This window comes from Agrobacterium sp. MCAB5, assembly GCF_052114365.1.
GTDB lineage: Bacteria > Pseudomonadota > Alphaproteobacteria > Rhizobiales > Rhizobiaceae > Agrobacterium > Agrobacterium tumefaciens.
The window spans coordinates 63,305-80,180 of record NZ_JBFREP010000010.1 but is presented as its reverse complement, the minus strand read 5'-3'; the positions used below and the strand labels follow the sequence as shown (position 1 = coordinate 80,180).

Here is a 16,876-nt window from a genome sequence, read left to right as displayed (position 1 = left end):
TCCGCTCGATGAGTGGAATTTAGCGTTGCGATAGACGGCACGGTAGCTCTAGGATAAGCCACTCTGTGGAACGGAAAGTGGAACGCAATAATGGTCAGCTTCGAAGATATGCAGACTTTCGTTGAGGTTGCCGATGGCGGCGGGATCACGGTTGCGGCGCGACGTCTCGGATTGCCGAAATCCATCGTCAGCCGTCGCCTCGTTCGTCTCGAGAGCGAGCTGGGCGTCCAGCTCCTCGCCCGGACCACACGAGGTGCGTCGCTGACGGAGGCTGGAGCGTCGTTTCGCGAGCATGCCGCGCGCATGTGCCTGGAAATGGAGGTTGCGCGCGAGGAGATGGCGCCGACCGGGGAGCTTCGGGGACGGCTGCGCGTCGCAGTTCCGTCATCCTTCGGTTCGCGGCATTTTGCGCCAGCGCTCGCCGAACTGGCTCGCCAGCATCCGCTCTTGCAGCTCCATGCGCACTACAGCGACCGTTACGTCGATCTGGTGGCGGAAGGCTTTGATTGCGGGATACGTGTGGGTTATCTGCAGGACTCGAACCTGACGGCGAGGAAGATCGGTGCATTCGCGGCTGGATTGTTTGCCAACCCCGAATACCTCCGGAACCATGGCGTCCCGCGAAAGCCTTCCGATCTGCTTGAACATCAGGCGATCCTGCAGGGCACCGAGAGCTGGAAGGTGTCCGATGGTAGCCGAACCATTGTCATCAATGCGCAGGGAAGGTTCAAGGCGGATAGTGCCCTTGGCATTGCCGAAGGGACGGCAGCCGGACTGGGCATCGCTGCACTGCCGGTTGTGATCGCGGAAAGCTATGTTGCCGCAGGGACCCTTGTGCCGATTATGTCGGACTACGGCCTGCCGGAGATCGGCGTTTACATCGTGCGTCCGCCAGGATCGCACGTGTCCCGGAAGGTCAGGGTGCTAATCGACTTCTTCGTGCAGCGCTTCGCGGCAAAGCCCGGTCCCTGACGCGGACGACCGGTCATGCCTTCGTGGATTGACAGCGACCCTGGAAGGAAACTCCCCAGTCGCGCATCGCCATCAGCACGGGGGCCAGCGTTTTTCCGAATTCGGTGAGGGAATATTCGACGCGCGGAGGGACCTCGGCGAAGACCTCGCGGCTCACGATCCCGTCGGCCTCGAGTTCGCGGAGCTGCATCGTGAGCGAGCGCTGGCTCGGATCGCCGACCAGGCGGCGCAGCTCTCCAAACCGGTACGGACCGTCGAGTAGACGATAGATGATCATCGGCTTCCACTTGCCGCCCGTGACATCGACGGTAACTTCTACCGGGCATTTTGGGCCAACAGCCATTCAGTTCTCCATTAGTGTACTTTTTATTCCTATAGGCAAAACTGTTGCCTACTTGCAAGTTTGCCTGTGTCACGCCCAGATGGAAGCCACATTTAGGAGAGGTGTGTTATGCGAGCTGCGTTCTACGAACGGCAAGGAACTGCGAGAGAAGTATTGACCGTTGGCGAGCTTCCCGATCCCCAGCCCGGGGCGGCGGAAGTCCGGGTCAGGATCGTGGTCTCGGGCATCAATCCTTCGGACATCAAGACGCGTGTCGGCTTCGGCGGTAAGGCCATGCCATTTCCAAGAATCGTTCCGCATCAGGACGGGTCGGGCGTCATCGACAGTGTCGGCCCCGGCGTGTCGCAGGCACGTATAGGCGAGCGGGTGTGGGTCTACATGGCCCAGACGGGGAGGGCGTTCGGGACGGCTGCGGAATTCGTCGTGGTGCCGTCGAGGCAGGCGGTCAGGCTGGCCGACAACGTGCCCTTCGGGGTCGGTGCGTCGTTCGGCGTCCCCGCGATGACGGCGCATCGATGCCTGTTTGCCGATACAAACCTGCGAGGTAAGCGGGTTCTCGTGCACGGTGGCGCCGGTGCGGTCGGTAACGCCGCCATTCTTCTTGCAAAGTGGGCAGGGGCGTGGGTGGCGGCAACGGTGAGCCGCGACGAACAGGCAGACGTTGCCCGCGCAGCCGGAGCCGATCTCGTCGTCAACAGGCATGCCGGTGATGTTGCTGTGAAAATAAGGTCGGCGACCGATGGTCACGGCGTCGACCGTATTGTCGACGTGGACATCTCCGCCAACATCGACACGGCAATCGCCTGCCTTGCACGTGACGGGGGCGTGTCGGCTTACTCCACGGGATCGCCGCAAGCCAGGCTCTCGATCCCGTTCTTTCCGGCGCTCGTTGGTGGTTTTTCTTTCCGTTTCGTCTACGTCTATACGATGCCGGAAACAGCGATGCGCGATGCCGCCGAGGAAGTCTCGGCCTGCGCGGCTTCGGGAGCCTACGTTCCCAAGATCGCCGTAACGCTCGGGCTTGATCAGATTGCCGAGGCCCATGAACTGCAGGAAAGCGGCAAGGCCATTGGCAAGATTCTGATTGGTTTTTGATCTGCCCGCTGCGCCTGGATCAGTTCAGGAGACGGTTCTCACGCAGGCGGGCAACTGCCATGTCAACGAAAGCCCGCACTTTTGCGGGTGCATTCCGACCCTCTGGATGCATGATGTGGATAGGCAGGGGCGGCTCTTCAAACTCGCTGAGCACGATCTGAAGGTCGCCCGCCATAAGGTCAGGGCCTATCTGGTAGTTCAGCACGCGGGTCAGTCCCCAGCCCTCGCGTGCGGAGGTTATGGCCGCTTCGTTGGTGTTGCACTGAAGAGCAGCGTCTATCGTCACGCGGAAATCGTCGGAAAAGCGCCATTCAGGGGAGGCCCAGGCGCTGGTCGACGCCGCGATGCGATGATCCCTGAGGTCGGATGGCGTTGTCGGAATGCCATGTCGGTCAAAGTATGCCGGTGAACCACACACGACACGCCTGACGCTCCCGACCTTTATGGCGGAGAGGCCGGAGTCGGGGAGGTGACCTATGCGGACAGCGACATCGATGCCTTCATCGACAATATTGACAGGCCGGTCGATAAACAGGGTTCGCGCCTTCATGGTCGGAAATGCGTCCAGAAAGCCCGTCACGACGGGCAGCACATACATCTGCCCGAACATGACCGAAGCAGTTACGGACAGGGTGCCTGTCGGTGTAGCGTAGGAGCCGCCCGCTGCCGCCTCTGCTTCAGCGATGTCTGACAAAATCTTGCGGCAGTCCTCGAAATACCGGGCACCCGCCTCGGTCATTTTTACCGAACGAGTCGTTCGCACGAACAGGCGTGCTCCGATGATATCTTCCAGGGCTGCAACAGACCGTGTGACGGCAGGAGCACTCATGTGCATCTGGCGGGCGGTATCTGCGAAACTTTCGGTCTCCGCTACTTTCACGAAAATCCGCATTGCCTGCCAACGATCCATCCGGTCCCCCATGCCCTCGATACGGTGACCATAGTAGAATCCTGGACGACAAGACCGCAAGCCGTCCGCGGCATGGATTAGCTGCCAGCGACCTGTCGGTTGGCAGCAGCAAGGTGCTCGATTTCGACGCAGCTTCGCTCACAAAGGCCAGCGGCGTTTGCACGTGCACGTGTGTGCTCATTGACCGCGAGCGCAAACGCTATGGCCCTCGCTATTTTCAGATCGAAGCTCAGGCCACGGCGTGCCAGATCGATTTCCGCACCCGTCAGCCCAAGCGCACGGCTATCGTCTTCCTGCTTGCGCTTGCACGACAGGTCGCCGCTCGATGCGGTAAGAGCGAGTTCAACGGACACTCGAACTCGCTCGTTGAGTTTGAACGACGGCATTGACGAGGCCAACGGACCGACGCCCGGCTCAAAAGCCAAAGTCGCTGAGACCGGGATGGTCGTCAGGCCTTCGGCCGAGCGGCCAGTGAAACCTGCGGTCGGCTTCAGCGATCGGGTGTTCGTTGATGCTGGCGTGACGCGCCCGCATCAGGCCGTCTTCGGCAAACTCCCAATTCTCGTTCCCGTAGGCCCGGAACCACTGGCCGCTGTCATCGTGATATTCGTAGGCGTAGCGCACCGCGATCCTGTTGCCCGTGAATGCCCAGAGTTCCTTGATCAGGCGGTAGTCGAGTTCCCTGTTCCACTTGCGGCCCAGAAAGGCCTCGGCTTCAGCGCGGCTCGTTACGAATTCGGCACGGTTGCGCCAGCGAGTATTCACCGTGTAGGCGAGCGCTACCCTGGCAGGATCGCGGCTGTTCCAGCCATCTTCCGCAAGGCGGACCTTTTCGATGGCGCTCTCTTCAGTGAAAGGGGGAAGCGGGGGACGGGACATTGTGATGGCTCCAGGTTTCGTAAGGGGAGGGAAGGATGACGGCTATCGTGTCACCCCGTCCTGAATGTCATGCCGCAAGACGATCGATACGCGGGAAATCGATCTCGGTATCGAGGGCTTCGTTGACGTAGTTTGTAAAGGTATTGAGCGCGACATGCGCAATGATCTCGACGATTTCCGCGTCGCTGTAGCCGGCGTCCCGAACTTTTACGATTTCCCCAGGTGCCACCGAGCCACGCGCGGTCGTCAGGGCGCGGGCGAATTCGACGGCTGCCGCAGCCTTGGCGTCGTTCGATGTTCCGCGGCGGTTCGAAGCCATCTCCGCTTCATCGAGCTTGGCGAACTTCGCTCCGGTGAAGGTGTGCGCCGAAAGGCAGTAGTCACAACCGTTGGCTTCGGCCATAGCCAGGGCGATCCTTTCCCGAGTGGCGGGTGCAAGCTTGCCCTTGCCGAGCGCACCCTGCAACGAGGCGAGGCCGTTGAGGGCCGCTGGGCTGTTGGAGACGAGGCGGAAGATATTCGGCACGGAGCCGATCTGCTTCTGGATGGTCTCCAGGATCGGCCGTGAGGCTTCGGGCGCCTCCTCAATCGTGGCGGGGGTAGGAATGCGTGACATGGTATTCTCCTTTAATGGTTTTGAGAGACGTCGCTCTCTGATCCTCAAGATGATTGGTAACCGGTTGTTGTTGAACGTCGAAAAGCAGGAAGGGACTGTTGCGTCAGGCGTAGTAATGTTGGTTTAGACGGCGATCTGGATGCCGCCTTCCTGGCTTGCTGGAACGGCACAGCAAAGGAGGATCTCGTCATCGTCAACCTTCGCTGTCGGCTCCTTCAGGTACGTCACAGCGCCTTTGACGAGTTTTGTTTTGCACGTACCGCAATTGCCTTCGCGGCAACTGAACTCGGGCTGAAGACCGCGTGCTTCTGCAAGTTCCAGCAGCGTTCCGGAGCCGGGTGCCCAGCGGGCCTCCTTCAGCGAGTTCGTGAATATGACAGGCACCGGTCTGTCGGACGGCAGCTCACGCAAAGGGGTGGCCCTGGCATCTTTGGCGTCTACAGACCGAACAAGCGACGAGGGTCCGAACGCTTCCGCGTGGATACGATCGTCTGCAACGTTGTAGCCGCGTAAACCGTCATAGAGCGCCTGCGTAAACTGCGGCGGACCACACAGATAGAAGTCGTAGTCGTTGAACGGCAGATGCTTGGTGAGCATAGCCATGTCGATACGGCCGGCAGTATCGTAGTCGGAGCCCTCTGTGGCATCGCCGATGTCGCTGAGAACCCGCACTACCCGGACCACGCCCTTGGCCGCAGCCACGAGTTCGGCGATCTCCTTGTCGAAAGGTCGCTCGGCCTTCGTGCGGGCAGCGTGGAACAACGTGATCGGCCGGATGCGCTGTTTGCGAATTCCCTCGTAGACGACATGACGAAGCATGGCGAGCAGCGGCGTGATGCCGACACCACCGGCAAGGAGCACTGCAGGGCGCGTGGCACGGGCGTCAACACCGAACCCTCCTGCGGGGGCGCGCGCCTCAATCACGTCGCCAACGGAGATGCTGTCGTGCAGAAACTGCGACACGAGCCCATCGCGTTTGACGCTGATGCGGTAGATGCCATCGGACGGTGCGACAGACAGGGTGTAGGTTCTGACAACAGGCCGCTCGCTTCCCGGCAGCACCAGCCGGATCGGGAGGTGCTGCCCGGCAGCATGCGGCAGCAACCCCGCGCCGTCGCTTGGCTGGAAATGGATCGAGCGGATCGTCGTGCTTTCCTCGACGATCCTTGTGACCGTCATCGACCGCCACGTGTCTGAAAGTCCGGTGGCACGCATCCGGTCTGCTGCCTGCGCCCAGTTCCCGGTCATCAGAGAATTCGGCGACCATCCATCCTTCTGGAATGCCCAGCGGAGTGCGAGTGCATTCGGTCTCCGGACGATCCGGGTTGGCCTGAACGTCCAGAGCCGTTCCGCGCCCTGGAAGGCCGCAATCTCGGGTGATTCCAGGATGACGTCGGCTTCGCCTGTCATCTGCAGCACATCGCCCGTCGCGAAGTCTACGAAGAGCAGACCTGCTTTCTTGTTCAGCAGAATATTCCCCAGTGTCGAGAAGAAAAGGTTTCCGTCGAAATCGGGAATTATGAGAACGTCATCATCGCCAACTCGGACGAAGCCAGCATTCCCGCCGCGATGCGAAACGTCAACCTGGCGCCTGTCTTCGCGGTCGACATAGGAGGCAACGAAGAACGCGTCCGCAGTCTTGATCGTGGAGCGAGCAAGGTCGTCAAGCTCGGACAGGTCTTCACGCTGGCTCTGGCTTGGTTGGCCGGGTGCTCTCTCGAATTGGAAATCCCGCAATTGTATGTAGCGCGGGCAGTTGCCGAAGCTCTGATCCACATCGATCCGATAACCGTTCGCTGTGGTGGAGACAAAGCCATTCATGCGATTGCGGCGACGCGTGTGCATCTCGATGCCGAGCAGGCCGATCGGTTTGCCGTCTGCCATTCCTTCGCTGGCGGGGTCGCTTGGCTCCAAGGTAGAGCGGATATCGAGCGTGGTCGGCGTGGGAGAGGACATGAAGCCGGGTCGGCCCTCGACAAAGGTGGCCCAGGCGTCATCGTGGCCATCCACACTGCCAAGGACGATGAACGGGAGCTGGGCATAGAAGTCCCGATGCTGATCCGGCATGAAATCGCGAACGACCCGCTGGCCGACGACCTCCATACGCTCGGCGACACCGACTTTTTCCTGGATGAACTTCTCGCCTTCGTGCCATGTCGGCAGCTTTGTCAAAGTATCGGTCATGTCAGCTCTCCTAAGAAGGGATCGGGCACGCTTCGGCGCGCACCCGAATGCGGATCAGGCGGCAAGGCCAACCGGAGTCCCGATAAAGTCCACGAAGCCCGGAAGCGCTTCGATACGACGAAGCAGCCTGTTGACCGCAGGATAAGTGGAGAGATCCACGTTGCCTTCAGGGGCGCGGGCCACGTAGCTGTAGATTGCGACGTCGGCGATCGTCGGGCGTTCGCCAACCAGCCATTCGCGGTCGGAAAGCTGAGTTTCGAGTTTTCCAAGGACCGCATGGGCGCGACCAATGACTTCTTCCGGATTGAACTTGGCACCAAAGACGGTGACCAGGCGGGCCGCCGCCGGACCATAAGCGATCTCGCCGGCAGCTACCGACAGCCAGCGTTGGACCGCTGCGGCGCTCTTCAGGTCATCGGGCAGCCAGTCCGTCCGTCCGGTTTTCTTGGCAAGGTAGACCAGGATCGCGTTGGAATCCGATACGTATTCGCCGTCGTCGTCGAGAACCGGAACCTGGCCAAACGGGTTCATCTTGAGGAAATCGGGCGTCTTGTGCGCGCCGGACATGAGGTCCACCTCAACCAGCTCATGCGGCAGGTTGATCAGTGAAAGGAACAGACGGGCCCGATGCGAGTGGCCCGACAAAGGATGATGATAGAGTTTCATTGTGCGCTCCTGCGAGTATCGTTCGGGTCAATTCCCGATCCGCACCTGCAGATTGCTATTATTACGTGGTGATGAGAACGATCGTGCTTCACACTTCATCATTACACCAGGTGCAACAATGGCCACCCAACAGGGCTCGCTCGACGGTATCGTGGCATCAGGCCACACAGCCAAGAAGTTGCGTGGCCTTTAAATGTCACGACAGTACGGCACGGGGTTCGAGAAAGGCCTCGAGCCCAAAAACGCCGAATTCCCGCCCGAAGCCGGATTGCTTGAATCCGCCGAATGGTGCCATTGGGTCATGCGGCGCATCGTTGATGAACACGCGGCCTGCCTCGATCTGGTTTGCGACGCGTTTTGCCCGCGCGACGTCGGAAGAAAAGACGTGCGCCTGCAGGCCGTAATCGGTGTCGTTCGCGATCGTGATGGCGTCTTCCTCGTCGCGGTAGGAGATCAGCGATAGCACGGGGCCGAATATCTCCTCGCGCGCGATGCGCATGTCGTTGCGGACGCCGGTAAAGATGGTGGGCTTGACGAACCAGCCGCGCTGCAGCCCTTCCGGACGACCTTCGCCGCCTGCCAGCAGTCTGGCGCCTTCCTCCTGTCCCAGGCGAATATAGCTTTGCACGCGATCCCACTGCTTCTGGCTGACCATCGGACCAACCTGAACCTGTTCGTCGGCCGGTTCTCCCGACCTGAAGTCTTTGATGGTGTGGCTTAGCCGTTCCTCGATTTCACCGAACCTGCTTTCTGGAGCAAGAATGCGGGTTCCGGCAATGCAGGCCTGACCGCTGTTGCGGAACCCTGCCACCAGCACCTGCGGGATGGCGACCTCAAGATCGGCATCGTCCAGAATGATGCTGGGGCTTTTGCCGCCAAGTTCCATTGTGACGCGCTTCATAGTGGCCGCGGCCGCCTGAACAATGCCGCGACCTGTGGCAGTGGAACCGGTGAAGGTGATCTTGGACACGTCGCGGTGAGCAGTCAGTGCCGCACCAACGACGCCTCCATACCCGGTGACGATATTGAAAATGCCATCGGGAAGACCGGCCGCGTGCAGACATTCAGTGATCACCTGCGTCTGCAGGGCGCTCATCTCCGAAGGTTTGATCACCATCGTTGCTCCAGCTGCAATGGCGGCGGAGAGCTTGCCGCAGATAAAACTGTAATTGCTGTTCCAGGGCGTGATCGCCACGGCAACACCCGACGGTCGCATCTCGACATCGGCGCTGCCCATGCGGCGTTGGAACTCGTAGTCCTTCAGCGTTCTTGCCATGTCGAGAAAGACGCTACCTGCGCGTGACGCTGAAAAGCCGATGAAGCCCGATGGCGCACCGTATTCTTCACGCATGGCGGACGCCAGATCGTCGGTTCGGGCGGACACCGCGGCATGCAGCCGGTTCAGCATGTCGATCCGCTCTTTTCTGGTCGTATTCGAAAAGGCTGGGAAAGCGCGTTTGGCGGCAGCAACTGCGCGGTCGGCGTCCCGCTCATCTGCGAGCCGCACGCTGCCGATCTGGTCCTCGGTTGCCGGATTGAAAAGCGGCGCCCATTGATCGCCGTGCGGCGTGACAAACGCCCCGTTGATATAGATCCGATCGATGATGTGCATGTTTCTTCTCCTGTGATGGCTTCACAGCAAAAATGGCATGCGGTAAGTGTTGCGTGTAGTAGGACAAAATCGGACAGCCTGATGAACTGGATTGCGCAATGAGGGCAAGCCTGATCGAGCTTGAAGCGGTTGCCGGCGTCGCGCGTCACGGTGGATTCCGGGCTGCCGCGCGCGAACTCGGTATGTCGTCATCGGCTTTGAGCCATGCGATCGCCGCACTTGAGGAGCGCCTTGCCGTCAGGCTTTTCAACCGCACCACGCGTAGCGTGTCCTTGTCTGCAGCCGGTGAGCAATTCCTATCTGAAATCGCACCTGCCCTGCAGACGCTCGAGAAGGCGATCGAAAATGTCGGTGAACATTCAGATCGGCCCTCCGGAAGACTCCGGCTGAATATGGCGCCGGGCGCGGCGCGCATTCTGCTGCAGCCGCTCATCCTCGAGTACAGCCGTCGATACCCGGATGTCGACATCGAGATCGTGACCGAAAATGCGCTCGTGGATGTGATCGGCAAAGGTTTCGATGCGGGCATTCGTCTCGCCGAGGCTATCTCGCCCGACATGGTGGCCGTACCGATAATTCCGAAAATGCGGTCTTTCGTCGTCGGCTCGCCGCGCTACTTCGACGGCCGTTCAAAGCTTGTCGTCCCCGCCGATCTCGCCCGGCACGTCTGTATCCAGATGCGCATGACGAGCGGGAGACTCTATCGCTGGGAGTTTGAGAAGCACGGGGAAACACACTTGATCGATGTCAGCGGCCATCTGACATTTGATGGGTCTGACCTTATTCTGGAGGCCGCTCTTGCCGGATTTGGGCTCGCCTATCTGGGTGAACATGCACTTGCGCCCCATATTGCCTCAGGCGATCTCATTCCTGTTTTGGAAGACTGGTCTCCCGAATATCCGGGACTTAGCCTTTATTTCTCGCAACGGCGACACATGCCAGCCAAACTGCGTGCCTTCATCGAGCTGATCCGAGAGCGTTCGACTGGCGACAATTGATAACGAGGATGCCTATCTTTGTCGTAAGCCTGGTCGTTGGTGCATATTTTGTCGATACCGGTCTTCTTGCAAGCTTGCGAGAAGGCAGTCTGAACAGGTCTTCGACGCGACAAGATTCGGCGTGGTGCGCCACCGGAGAGGCGCGATGTTTCCAGCGAGCTCTTTTTTGGTATCGGCGCGCCGATCCCCCGGCCTCGGCATCCCCTGTATTGTAGGGCGAACAGAGACCGACTTCACGTTTTGAAATGAACGGTCACCGAAAATGAGTTCCCATTCCGTGCCAATGCGGTCATGTCTTTGCAAAACTTGCACGAGCCAGTGTTCGATGACAAACTTTAAAGAGTTGACAGCATGGAAAATCCGGTTGCATTGAATCGCCTTTCTGAAAACACGGTCTTCCGTAAAGGCGACGTTTTCGTACTCTTCGGCGAACTGTTCGGCCGCGGATACGCCACCGGCTTGCTCGACGAAGCGAGACGGGCTGGAATGGAGATTGTGGGGATCACCGTCGGGCGGCGCGACGAGAACAACACGCTGCGGCCGCTCGACGCCGATGAACTGTCTTCGGCGGAGGCCCAGCTGGGCGGCAGGATCATCAACATACCTCTTATGGCGGGTTTCGATCGCGATGCGCCCGCAGACGGGCCGACTCCCACCGATCTCCTGGCAAAAATGACGCTTGAGAGCTGGGAGCACGACAAGCTCGACTGGGACTATGTCAGGCAATGCCGCGACATTGCCAATGCGCGTTTTACGGAATCGCTTTCGAAAGTCATGACCGTTCTCGATGGTATGATCGCCGATGGCCGCAATGTTTTCTTCGCCCACACAATGGCAGGCGGCATTCCGAAGGCGAAGGTGTTCCTGGTCATCGCCAATCGGATCTACAAGGGAACTGGAACCCGCCACATGTCCTCGCAGACCCTGCTCGACAGTGACATGGGAAAACTCATCCTGCAGAATTTTGACGACGTCTCCGCAAACACCTTTCGCCATCTCATCGATTTCAGTGCGGCGATCCGCGAGCGCGTTGAAGCTTCAGGCGGTCAAGTGCGATATACGGCCTATGGTTATCACGGATCGGCGGTCCTCATCGACGGAAGTTATCGTTGGCAGACCTACACCAACTACACCCAGGGTTACGCGAAGATGCGGCTCGAAGGCATTGCAGAGGAAGCCTGGGCTAAAGGGATCAAGGCAACAGTTTATAATTGCCCCGAAATCCGGACCAATTCGTCCGACGTGTTCACCGGTATCGAGCTGCCCCTAATACCGCTGCTGCTTGCGTTGAAGAAAGAAAACGGCGGCCAATGGGCAGATGAACAGTGGCAGGCCTGCCAGCAGCTGCTGGTAGATGGCCTAACGATGGAAGACGTCTTCGGCAAGATCGCCGCCATGCAGGCCAGCGATGTCATGCGTCCGTTCTATGACTTTTCGGCATGGCCCATGGCAAACAGCCAGGCGCAGGCTGATCTCACCATCGGCACGTCCAACGAAATCACCCAGATGCATCGGGATAGCAAGGTGATGATCAGCGATCTATTGAGCAGTCTCGTTGTGACGGCAACAGGGCAGCTAATCTTCGGTGAATCTTCCGAACCCTCCGGTCCAGTTCTGTGGCTCAACCATGACATTGTGGCTCGGCGACTTAATGCTTCCCACCCGCATTCAAAGTCTTCCGCGCCGCTTATCGCGCCGGGAATGGGATCCGCGCAGCCTGAGATGGCGTGAAGGCTTCCCAGCCTGGCCTGGAGACCGGGTGCTTTAGCCATGAACGATCCAGAACCACATGGGTGGACTGGTCCCTGGTGGTAAGAAACAACTACCCCGATGCCGAGCTTTATGTTGATCGTCTCTCCCGGGCCTTGGTCGGATCGTCGCTGATCGCGGCGAGATGCGTTGGCAAGTTGCAGGCTAGGGCTTGCAGGACTAACGTCTACGCCAGGTCTGAAGGATATAGCAGCGCAAAAAAATCGGGCTTGCTATAAGACAACTTAGGCTCACACCGGGAGACAGCGGTGCGAGCCTGCGTTAACAGGGGATTGAGACATGCCATATCATTTCCTTGAAGTCGCCGTGACGCCAAGCGTCAGAGCCGCTCAGTCTGCCATGGGCGTGGACCAGATCTGGTTGGGTAATGATAGCCGTCCCTCCGATACCCTCACAGAAGACGAGATCGCTTTCATCGCCGCACGTGACAGCTTCTATATGGCATCAGTCTCTGAAACGGGCTGGCCGTACGTCCAACATCGTGGAGGCAATGCCGGTTTTCTCAAAGTCGTTGATCAACGAACTCTGGCCTTTGCCGATTATCGCGGCAACCGACAGTACATCAGCACCGGCAATCTGGCTGCCAACGACCGGGCCTGTCTTTTTCTGATGGATTACGCGCGAAGGGCGAGGCTCAAAATCTATGTCCATGTAGATCGGCTGACACTTGATGCCGACCCGACGCTCAACGATCTGGTATCCGACCCCACATATAAAGGCCGTGCGGAGGGGATTTTCAGGCTTCGGCTTGAAGCGTACGACTGGAACTGTCCCCAGCATATTACTCCGCGCTACACCCAACAGCAGGTCGAGCAGGCAGTCGCTCCTCTTCGTGAAAAACTGCTGCAATTAGAAACCGAAAACGCAGCCTTGCGAGCACAGTTGGGAGGACTTCAAACATGAATGAAGTTCTACGACCACCATGTCCCCCGTTCAGCGTGGTGGAGAAAGTCCTGCTTGCCGTCTGTTAGGATATCTGGCAGGCGTTCTTGGCCGCTCCTTTGAGTGCGCGCAACACCTGCAGTGATCAGCCTCATGGGGTACTCACGGTCTACCGGAAATAATTGTCAGCTTTCGGGCTTCGAGTTTGCGGTGAGGCCGTGACAACGCTTCCCACCGCCTTGTGTCGATTGCGGTAATTGTGGAAGAACGGCCAAGAATGTTGGCCGAGCCGCTGCTTTGAGGCTTGTGCCAATGCGTATCGGAGCAAGCCATCAGGCAAGCACAAAAAGTGAGAGAAAATGTTCCGTTTTTCAGTGATAGTGGCTGCGTGCTTGAGTATCAGCGGATGCGGACTAACCAAGGTACCTGATTTTGTGCATGATCGCGACGTGAGCAAGCTGGATGCGGTAGGTGTCAGCCTGGAAGCCGCAAGAGCGATGGCGACGCGAAACGGCTTCCGATGCAACCAAAGCCTTGATCGAAACCGCACAGTCGTGACCAAAGACAACGTCCAACGCAAGACCGATATCCTCGAGTGCCATAAAACCTCCTTTGACCTGGTCTGCCCGCAGCGAAGATACGTGGTTTTCAATGCCGATCCGCAGAGCGGCATAGTTTACAGCGTAGGCCGGCGTATAACCCAACATTCCTGTTTCTAAACCGATGAGCTTAAAATGCTCCGGCGTTGAACCTGCCGACGAATGTTCTTTCACGGCAAAGATCGCCGCTGCAACATTGACCCTGTCGATGAAATGTCAGGCCAAGTGCTGTGATCGCGCGTGATACCAAGAGTTTTGGCATAAGTGCTTAACGAAGCAGTCCGTCCACGTCGAACTCCTCCCAGCCGCCGAGCTTCGAGGCCGGATCATCGGAAGACGTCGTTGGCCGCTTCGCAACCTTCTTCTTGAGCGACCGCGTCAGCTTCGCCTGATATGCCGCGCGCCGCCTCTTTTCGGCTTTCGCCGCTGCATCCTCCACCCGCCATTCGTCGACAACGCCACGGTCGAGAAGGTCTTCGACCACCTTGGGGTCAAAGACATGGAACGTGATCTGACGGGCGCGGCCATTCAGTCTGACCGTTCGCGTCCCCGCGCTCGGCAGGCGACCGTCGGCAAGCCAACGATGCCGCTCGCTCGTCTTGATAGTCAGGATGTCCTCGATTTCGCGCGGGATTACCGGCAGTGCAGCGGCCTCCGTCACCACTTTTGTGACGATGGTCGCTGCTGCATTGAAGGCGGTCTTTTCACTGGCCGTCATCGCCAGGGTGAGGTCGACTCCTTCGAGCGAGATCAACTTTTTTGCATGAGCGGGCAGCCTTGCCTGTATTTCCTGAAGGACGCCTTTGGCGCGAACGGCCGACCCCATTGTCACGGTAGCCGGCAGGGTCCATGTTCTGATCAGTTCGATGTGATGTTTTTCATGCTTCGGCATGTCGCACAGATGGTGTTTGAGCGCGTTCAAGTCAAACAGCTAATTGATGGCACTCGTTCACTAGGCCAACTTGCTACGAGGCATGAAAGACACGTCTGATGAACATCGGCCGATCTTTCCTCTCCCTTCGTATTGCTGAAATCTTCCATCAAGATACGCAGGAATGGTGTAGCAGCAGGGGCGTTTCTGCCTTCTTTCTGGCCAGACTGCGGTGATGTTCGCCCTTGTGGGGCGAAAGATATCGCTGAGCTCTCTCTCCCGAGGCTTACTTGGGAGCCCTCGTTGTCGGTTTGTCTCAAGCCCAGGGTGAAGGCTGATCTGCAATAACTGAGTTGAAGTCGCCTATGGCAGCGTAGCGCGCGGCTCGCACCTTTCTGAATTTGCTGCTGTCCACGACCAGATGCTTTTGAACCGAACGTTGCATAACCATCTGCTTGATCGGCACTTCATGAAAATGTGAGCAGGTGACGCCGAGCTGTTCGTCCACGCCACCGGCAGACAAAAATGCCTTGTTGATATTGATGCGCTTCAGCACCTCGATACCCTCATCACCCGAAAACGAAGCCGCTTCCGGATGATAGACTCCCCCGAGCATGATCAGGCGGACATCGTTTCTGCTCGCCAGCTCCTCTGCAACATTGAGGGAATAGCAGATGACCGTGACATGGGCGTTTGCCGGAATTTGCCGCGCCAGATGCGGCATCGTCGTTCCGCAATCGATGAATACAGTGTCATATGGTTCGATTAGAGCTGCCGCCTGCGTGCAGGCGCGCGCCTTGGCAGTTGCATGGCTGTCCTTCTCCTGCTCGAGCACATAGTCGCTGCTGATGGCGCCATCCTGAACCGGAATAATGTAGCCGCCAAGACAGCTAAGCCGCTGACCGTCGGCGGCAATGTCGCGGCGAATGGTAATTTCGGATACGCCAAGCCGGGACGCTGCGTCCCGCAGCCTCAGGACGCCCGTTTCCTGAACCAGCCCGGCCAGTGCGTCCAACCTGGCATTGTGTGCACTTATTCTGCTCACCTTATCTCCGCTTTCGGTTTGTCCCTGCGCTTCATATTTCGGTGTTAGTTTCCTTGCAATCGCCCTCTCTACGCTTGACAGAAGAACAACAAACATGAAACGATCGAAACATAATGATCGGATTGTATCATAATAGTTCGCATTATCGGGAGAGGAAGACAACAGGTTTCTGGGTCACATCGTGGTCCATCTACCGGGGCGTGGGAAGCCTTTTCCGGGAGAATGAGGAGGCGTCGGACGCGTGAGGAGCGGATACCGGCGTTAGGGATCGACCATTGTCGGGTGCTGCGACTGGAATAGGTCCGGCACAGTGCAGTTTCAAAGGGAGGAGTTATCCGTGAACAAGATTTTCGCAACCATCGCGCTTGCTGCCACGCTTTCGGCGTCGGCTGTCTTTGCGCAGAGCGCCGTCGATACATCGAAAGTCAACAAGGAATTGATCACCGCAGCGAGTGGCAAGAAATACACCATTGCGACCGTCGTGAAGGTGGATGGCATTGCGTGGTTTGACCGCATGCGCGATGGCGTCGAGCAGTTCAAGGGCGATACCGGAAACGATGTCTGGATGGTTGGCCCAAGTCAGGCTGATGCCGCCGCCCAGGTACAGATTGTTGAAAATCTCATCGCGCAGGGCGTTGACGCCATCGCCATCGTGCCGTTCTCGGTGGAAGCGGTGGAACCGGTGCTCAAGAAAGCCCGCGATCGCGGCATTGTCGTCATCAGCCATGAGGCTTCCAATATCCAGAACGTCGATTTCGACATCGAAGCCTTCGACAACAAGGCCTATGGCGCGAACCTGATGAAGGAGCTCGGCAAATCCATGGGCGGCAAGGGCAAATATGTCGCCACCGTTGGCAGTCTGACGTCCAAGTCGCAGATGGAATGGATCGATGGCGCCGTCGAGTACCAGAAGGCCAACTTCCCGGAAATGTCGCAGGCGACCGAGCGGCTGGAAACCTATGACGACGCCAATACCGACTATACCAAACTCAAGGAAGCGATGACCGCCTATCCTGATATCACCGGTATTCTCGGCGCGCCGATGCCGACATCGGCAGGCGCGGGTCGCCTGATCGCCGAAGGCGGTCTGTCGGGCAAGGTCTTCTTCTCGGGCACGGGCCTGGTTTCCGTTGCCGGCGAATACATCAAGAACGATAACATCCAGTACATTCAGTTCTGGGATCCGGCCGTTGCCGGTTATGCCATGAACATGTTGGCTGTCGCGGTTCTCGAGAAGAAGAACGAGCAGATCAAGGCCGGCCTGAATATGGGCCTGCCCGGTTACGAAAGCCTGCTGGTTCCTGACGCCTCCAAGCCACATCTGCTCTATGGCGCAGGTTGGGTCGGCGTGACCAAAGAAAACATGGACAAGTACGACTTCTGATCCGCACCACGGGGGGAGGGGCAACCCTCTCTCCTTACACCCCGTGTTTT

General features: G+C 58.5%; 17 protein-coding genes. 6 read left to right on the top strand and 11 right to left on the bottom strand.

Translation table 11 applies throughout. The features are described 5' to 3' along the window. Positions 1-90 precede the first annotated feature (90 nt). On the top strand, positions 91-972 hold the full coding sequence (locus AB4Z23_RS20490; protein ID WP_441360697.1) for a LysR family transcriptional regulator: 882 nt from the start codon (positions 91-93) through the stop codon (positions 970-972). A gap of 13 nt (positions 973-985) precedes the next feature. On the opposite strand, the gene AB4Z23_RS20485 is transcribed toward AB4Z23_RS20490, so the two are convergent. Beyond that, the gene (locus tag AB4Z23_RS20485; RefSeq protein WP_003517048.1) at positions 986-1,315 is read right to left on the bottom strand and encodes a winged helix-turn-helix transcriptional regulator; all 330 of its coding nucleotides are present in this window, start codon (positions 1,313-1,315) and stop codon (positions 986-988) included. A gap of 108 nt (positions 1,316-1,423) precedes the next feature. Here AB4Z23_RS20485 and AB4Z23_RS20480 point away from each other — a divergent pair, with 108 nt between their 5' ends. Then, the gene (locus AB4Z23_RS20480) at positions 1,424-2,410 is read left to right on the top strand and encodes an NADPH:quinone reductase (RefSeq protein ID WP_441360696.1); all 987 of its coding nucleotides are present in this window, start codon (positions 1,424-1,426) and stop codon (positions 2,408-2,410) included. A gap of 19 nt (positions 2,411-2,429) precedes the next feature. Here the strand turns inward: AB4Z23_RS20480 and AB4Z23_RS20475 are convergent, their stop codons facing one another. The 7 genes from AB4Z23_RS20475 to AB4Z23_RS20445 form a co-directional block, all read right to left on the bottom strand. Next, complete coding sequence (locus tag AB4Z23_RS20475) at positions 2,430-3,320, bottom strand: LysR family transcriptional regulator (protein WP_003517041.1); 891 nt, start codon at positions 3,318-3,320, stop codon at positions 2,430-2,432. A 77-nt stretch (positions 3,321-3,397) separates the two neighbouring features. Next, a complete protein-coding gene (locus AB4Z23_RS20470) occupies positions 3,398-3,673 on the bottom strand; it encodes a hypothetical protein (protein ID WP_112523745.1) in 276 nt (91 codons plus the stop codon). Between the two features lie 61 nt (positions 3,674-3,734). Next, positions 3,735-4,199: a nuclear transport factor 2 family protein gene (locus AB4Z23_RS20465; RefSeq protein WP_111802226.1), complete on the bottom strand. Its 465-nt coding sequence runs from the start codon at positions 4,197-4,199 to the stop codon at positions 3,735-3,737. 67 nt (positions 4,200-4,266) lie between these two features. Next, positions 4,267-4,815, bottom strand: a complete 549-nt coding sequence (locus AB4Z23_RS20460) for a carboxymuconolactone decarboxylase family protein (RefSeq protein ID WP_441360695.1) — start codon at positions 4,813-4,815, stop codon at positions 4,267-4,269. A gap of 123 nt (positions 4,816-4,938) precedes the next feature. Then, on the bottom strand, positions 4,939-6,999 hold the full coding sequence (locus tag AB4Z23_RS20455) for a 2Fe-2S iron-sulfur cluster-binding protein (RefSeq protein ID WP_441360694.1): 2,061 nt from the start codon (positions 6,997-6,999) through the stop codon (positions 4,939-4,941). 54 nt (positions 7,000-7,053) lie between these two features. After that, on the bottom strand, positions 7,054-7,665 hold the full coding sequence (locus tag AB4Z23_RS20450) for a glutathione S-transferase family protein (protein WP_080802999.1): 612 nt from the start codon (positions 7,663-7,665) through the stop codon (positions 7,054-7,056). Between the two features lie 196 nt (positions 7,666-7,861). Further along, positions 7,862-9,277 carry an aldehyde dehydrogenase family protein gene (locus AB4Z23_RS20445; RefSeq protein WP_076844215.1) on the bottom strand — a complete coding sequence of 472 codons (1,416 nt, stop codon included), beginning with the start codon at positions 9,275-9,277 and terminating at the stop codon, positions 7,862-7,864. A gap of 98 nt (positions 9,278-9,375) precedes the next feature. Here AB4Z23_RS20445 and AB4Z23_RS20440 point away from each other — a divergent pair, with 98 nt between their 5' ends. The 3 genes from AB4Z23_RS20440 (at position 9,376) to AB4Z23_RS20430 (ending at position 12,948) form a co-directional block, all read left to right on the top strand. After that, a complete protein-coding gene (locus AB4Z23_RS20440) occupies positions 9,376-10,275 on the top strand; it encodes a LysR family transcriptional regulator (protein ID WP_003517025.1) in 900 nt (299 codons plus the stop codon). A gap of 351 nt (positions 10,276-10,626) precedes the next feature. Then, entirely contained in the window at positions 10,627-12,006 is a 1,380-nt protein-coding gene (locus tag AB4Z23_RS20435) for an enoyl ACP reductase FabMG family protein (protein WP_111796253.1), read from the top strand. Positions 12,007-12,324: 318 nt separating this feature from the next. Then, positions 12,325-12,948 (top strand): pyridoxamine 5'-phosphate oxidase family protein, encoded by a 624-nt coding sequence (locus AB4Z23_RS20430; protein WP_003517021.1) that lies wholly within the window; start codon positions 12,325-12,327, stop codon positions 12,946-12,948. A gap of 392 nt (positions 12,949-13,340) precedes the next feature. Here the strand turns inward: AB4Z23_RS20430 and AB4Z23_RS20425 are convergent, their stop codons facing one another. From AB4Z23_RS20425 to AB4Z23_RS20415, 3 genes are all read right to left on the bottom strand, one after another. Then, positions 13,341-13,700, bottom strand: a complete 360-nt coding sequence (locus tag AB4Z23_RS20425) for a hypothetical protein (protein WP_272479391.1) — start codon at positions 13,698-13,700, stop codon at positions 13,341-13,343. A gap of 94 nt (positions 13,701-13,794) precedes the next feature. Beyond that, positions 13,795-14,418, bottom strand: a complete 624-nt coding sequence (locus AB4Z23_RS20420) for a hypothetical protein (RefSeq protein ID WP_441360746.1) — start codon at positions 14,416-14,418, stop codon at positions 13,795-13,797. 295 nt (positions 14,419-14,713) lie between these two features. Continuing rightward, on the bottom strand, positions 14,714-15,442 hold the full coding sequence (locus tag AB4Z23_RS20415; RefSeq protein ID WP_065660548.1) for a DeoR/GlpR family DNA-binding transcription regulator: 729 nt from the start codon (positions 15,440-15,442) through the stop codon (positions 14,714-14,716). A gap of 337 nt (positions 15,443-15,779) precedes the next feature. Here AB4Z23_RS20415 and AB4Z23_RS20410 point away from each other — a divergent pair, with 337 nt between their 5' ends. Then, positions 15,780-16,826: an autoinducer 2 ABC transporter substrate-binding protein gene (locus AB4Z23_RS20410; RefSeq protein ID WP_003517012.1), complete on the top strand. Its 1,047-nt coding sequence runs from the start codon at positions 15,780-15,782 to the stop codon at positions 16,824-16,826. Positions 16,827-16,876: the final 50 nt, after the last annotated feature.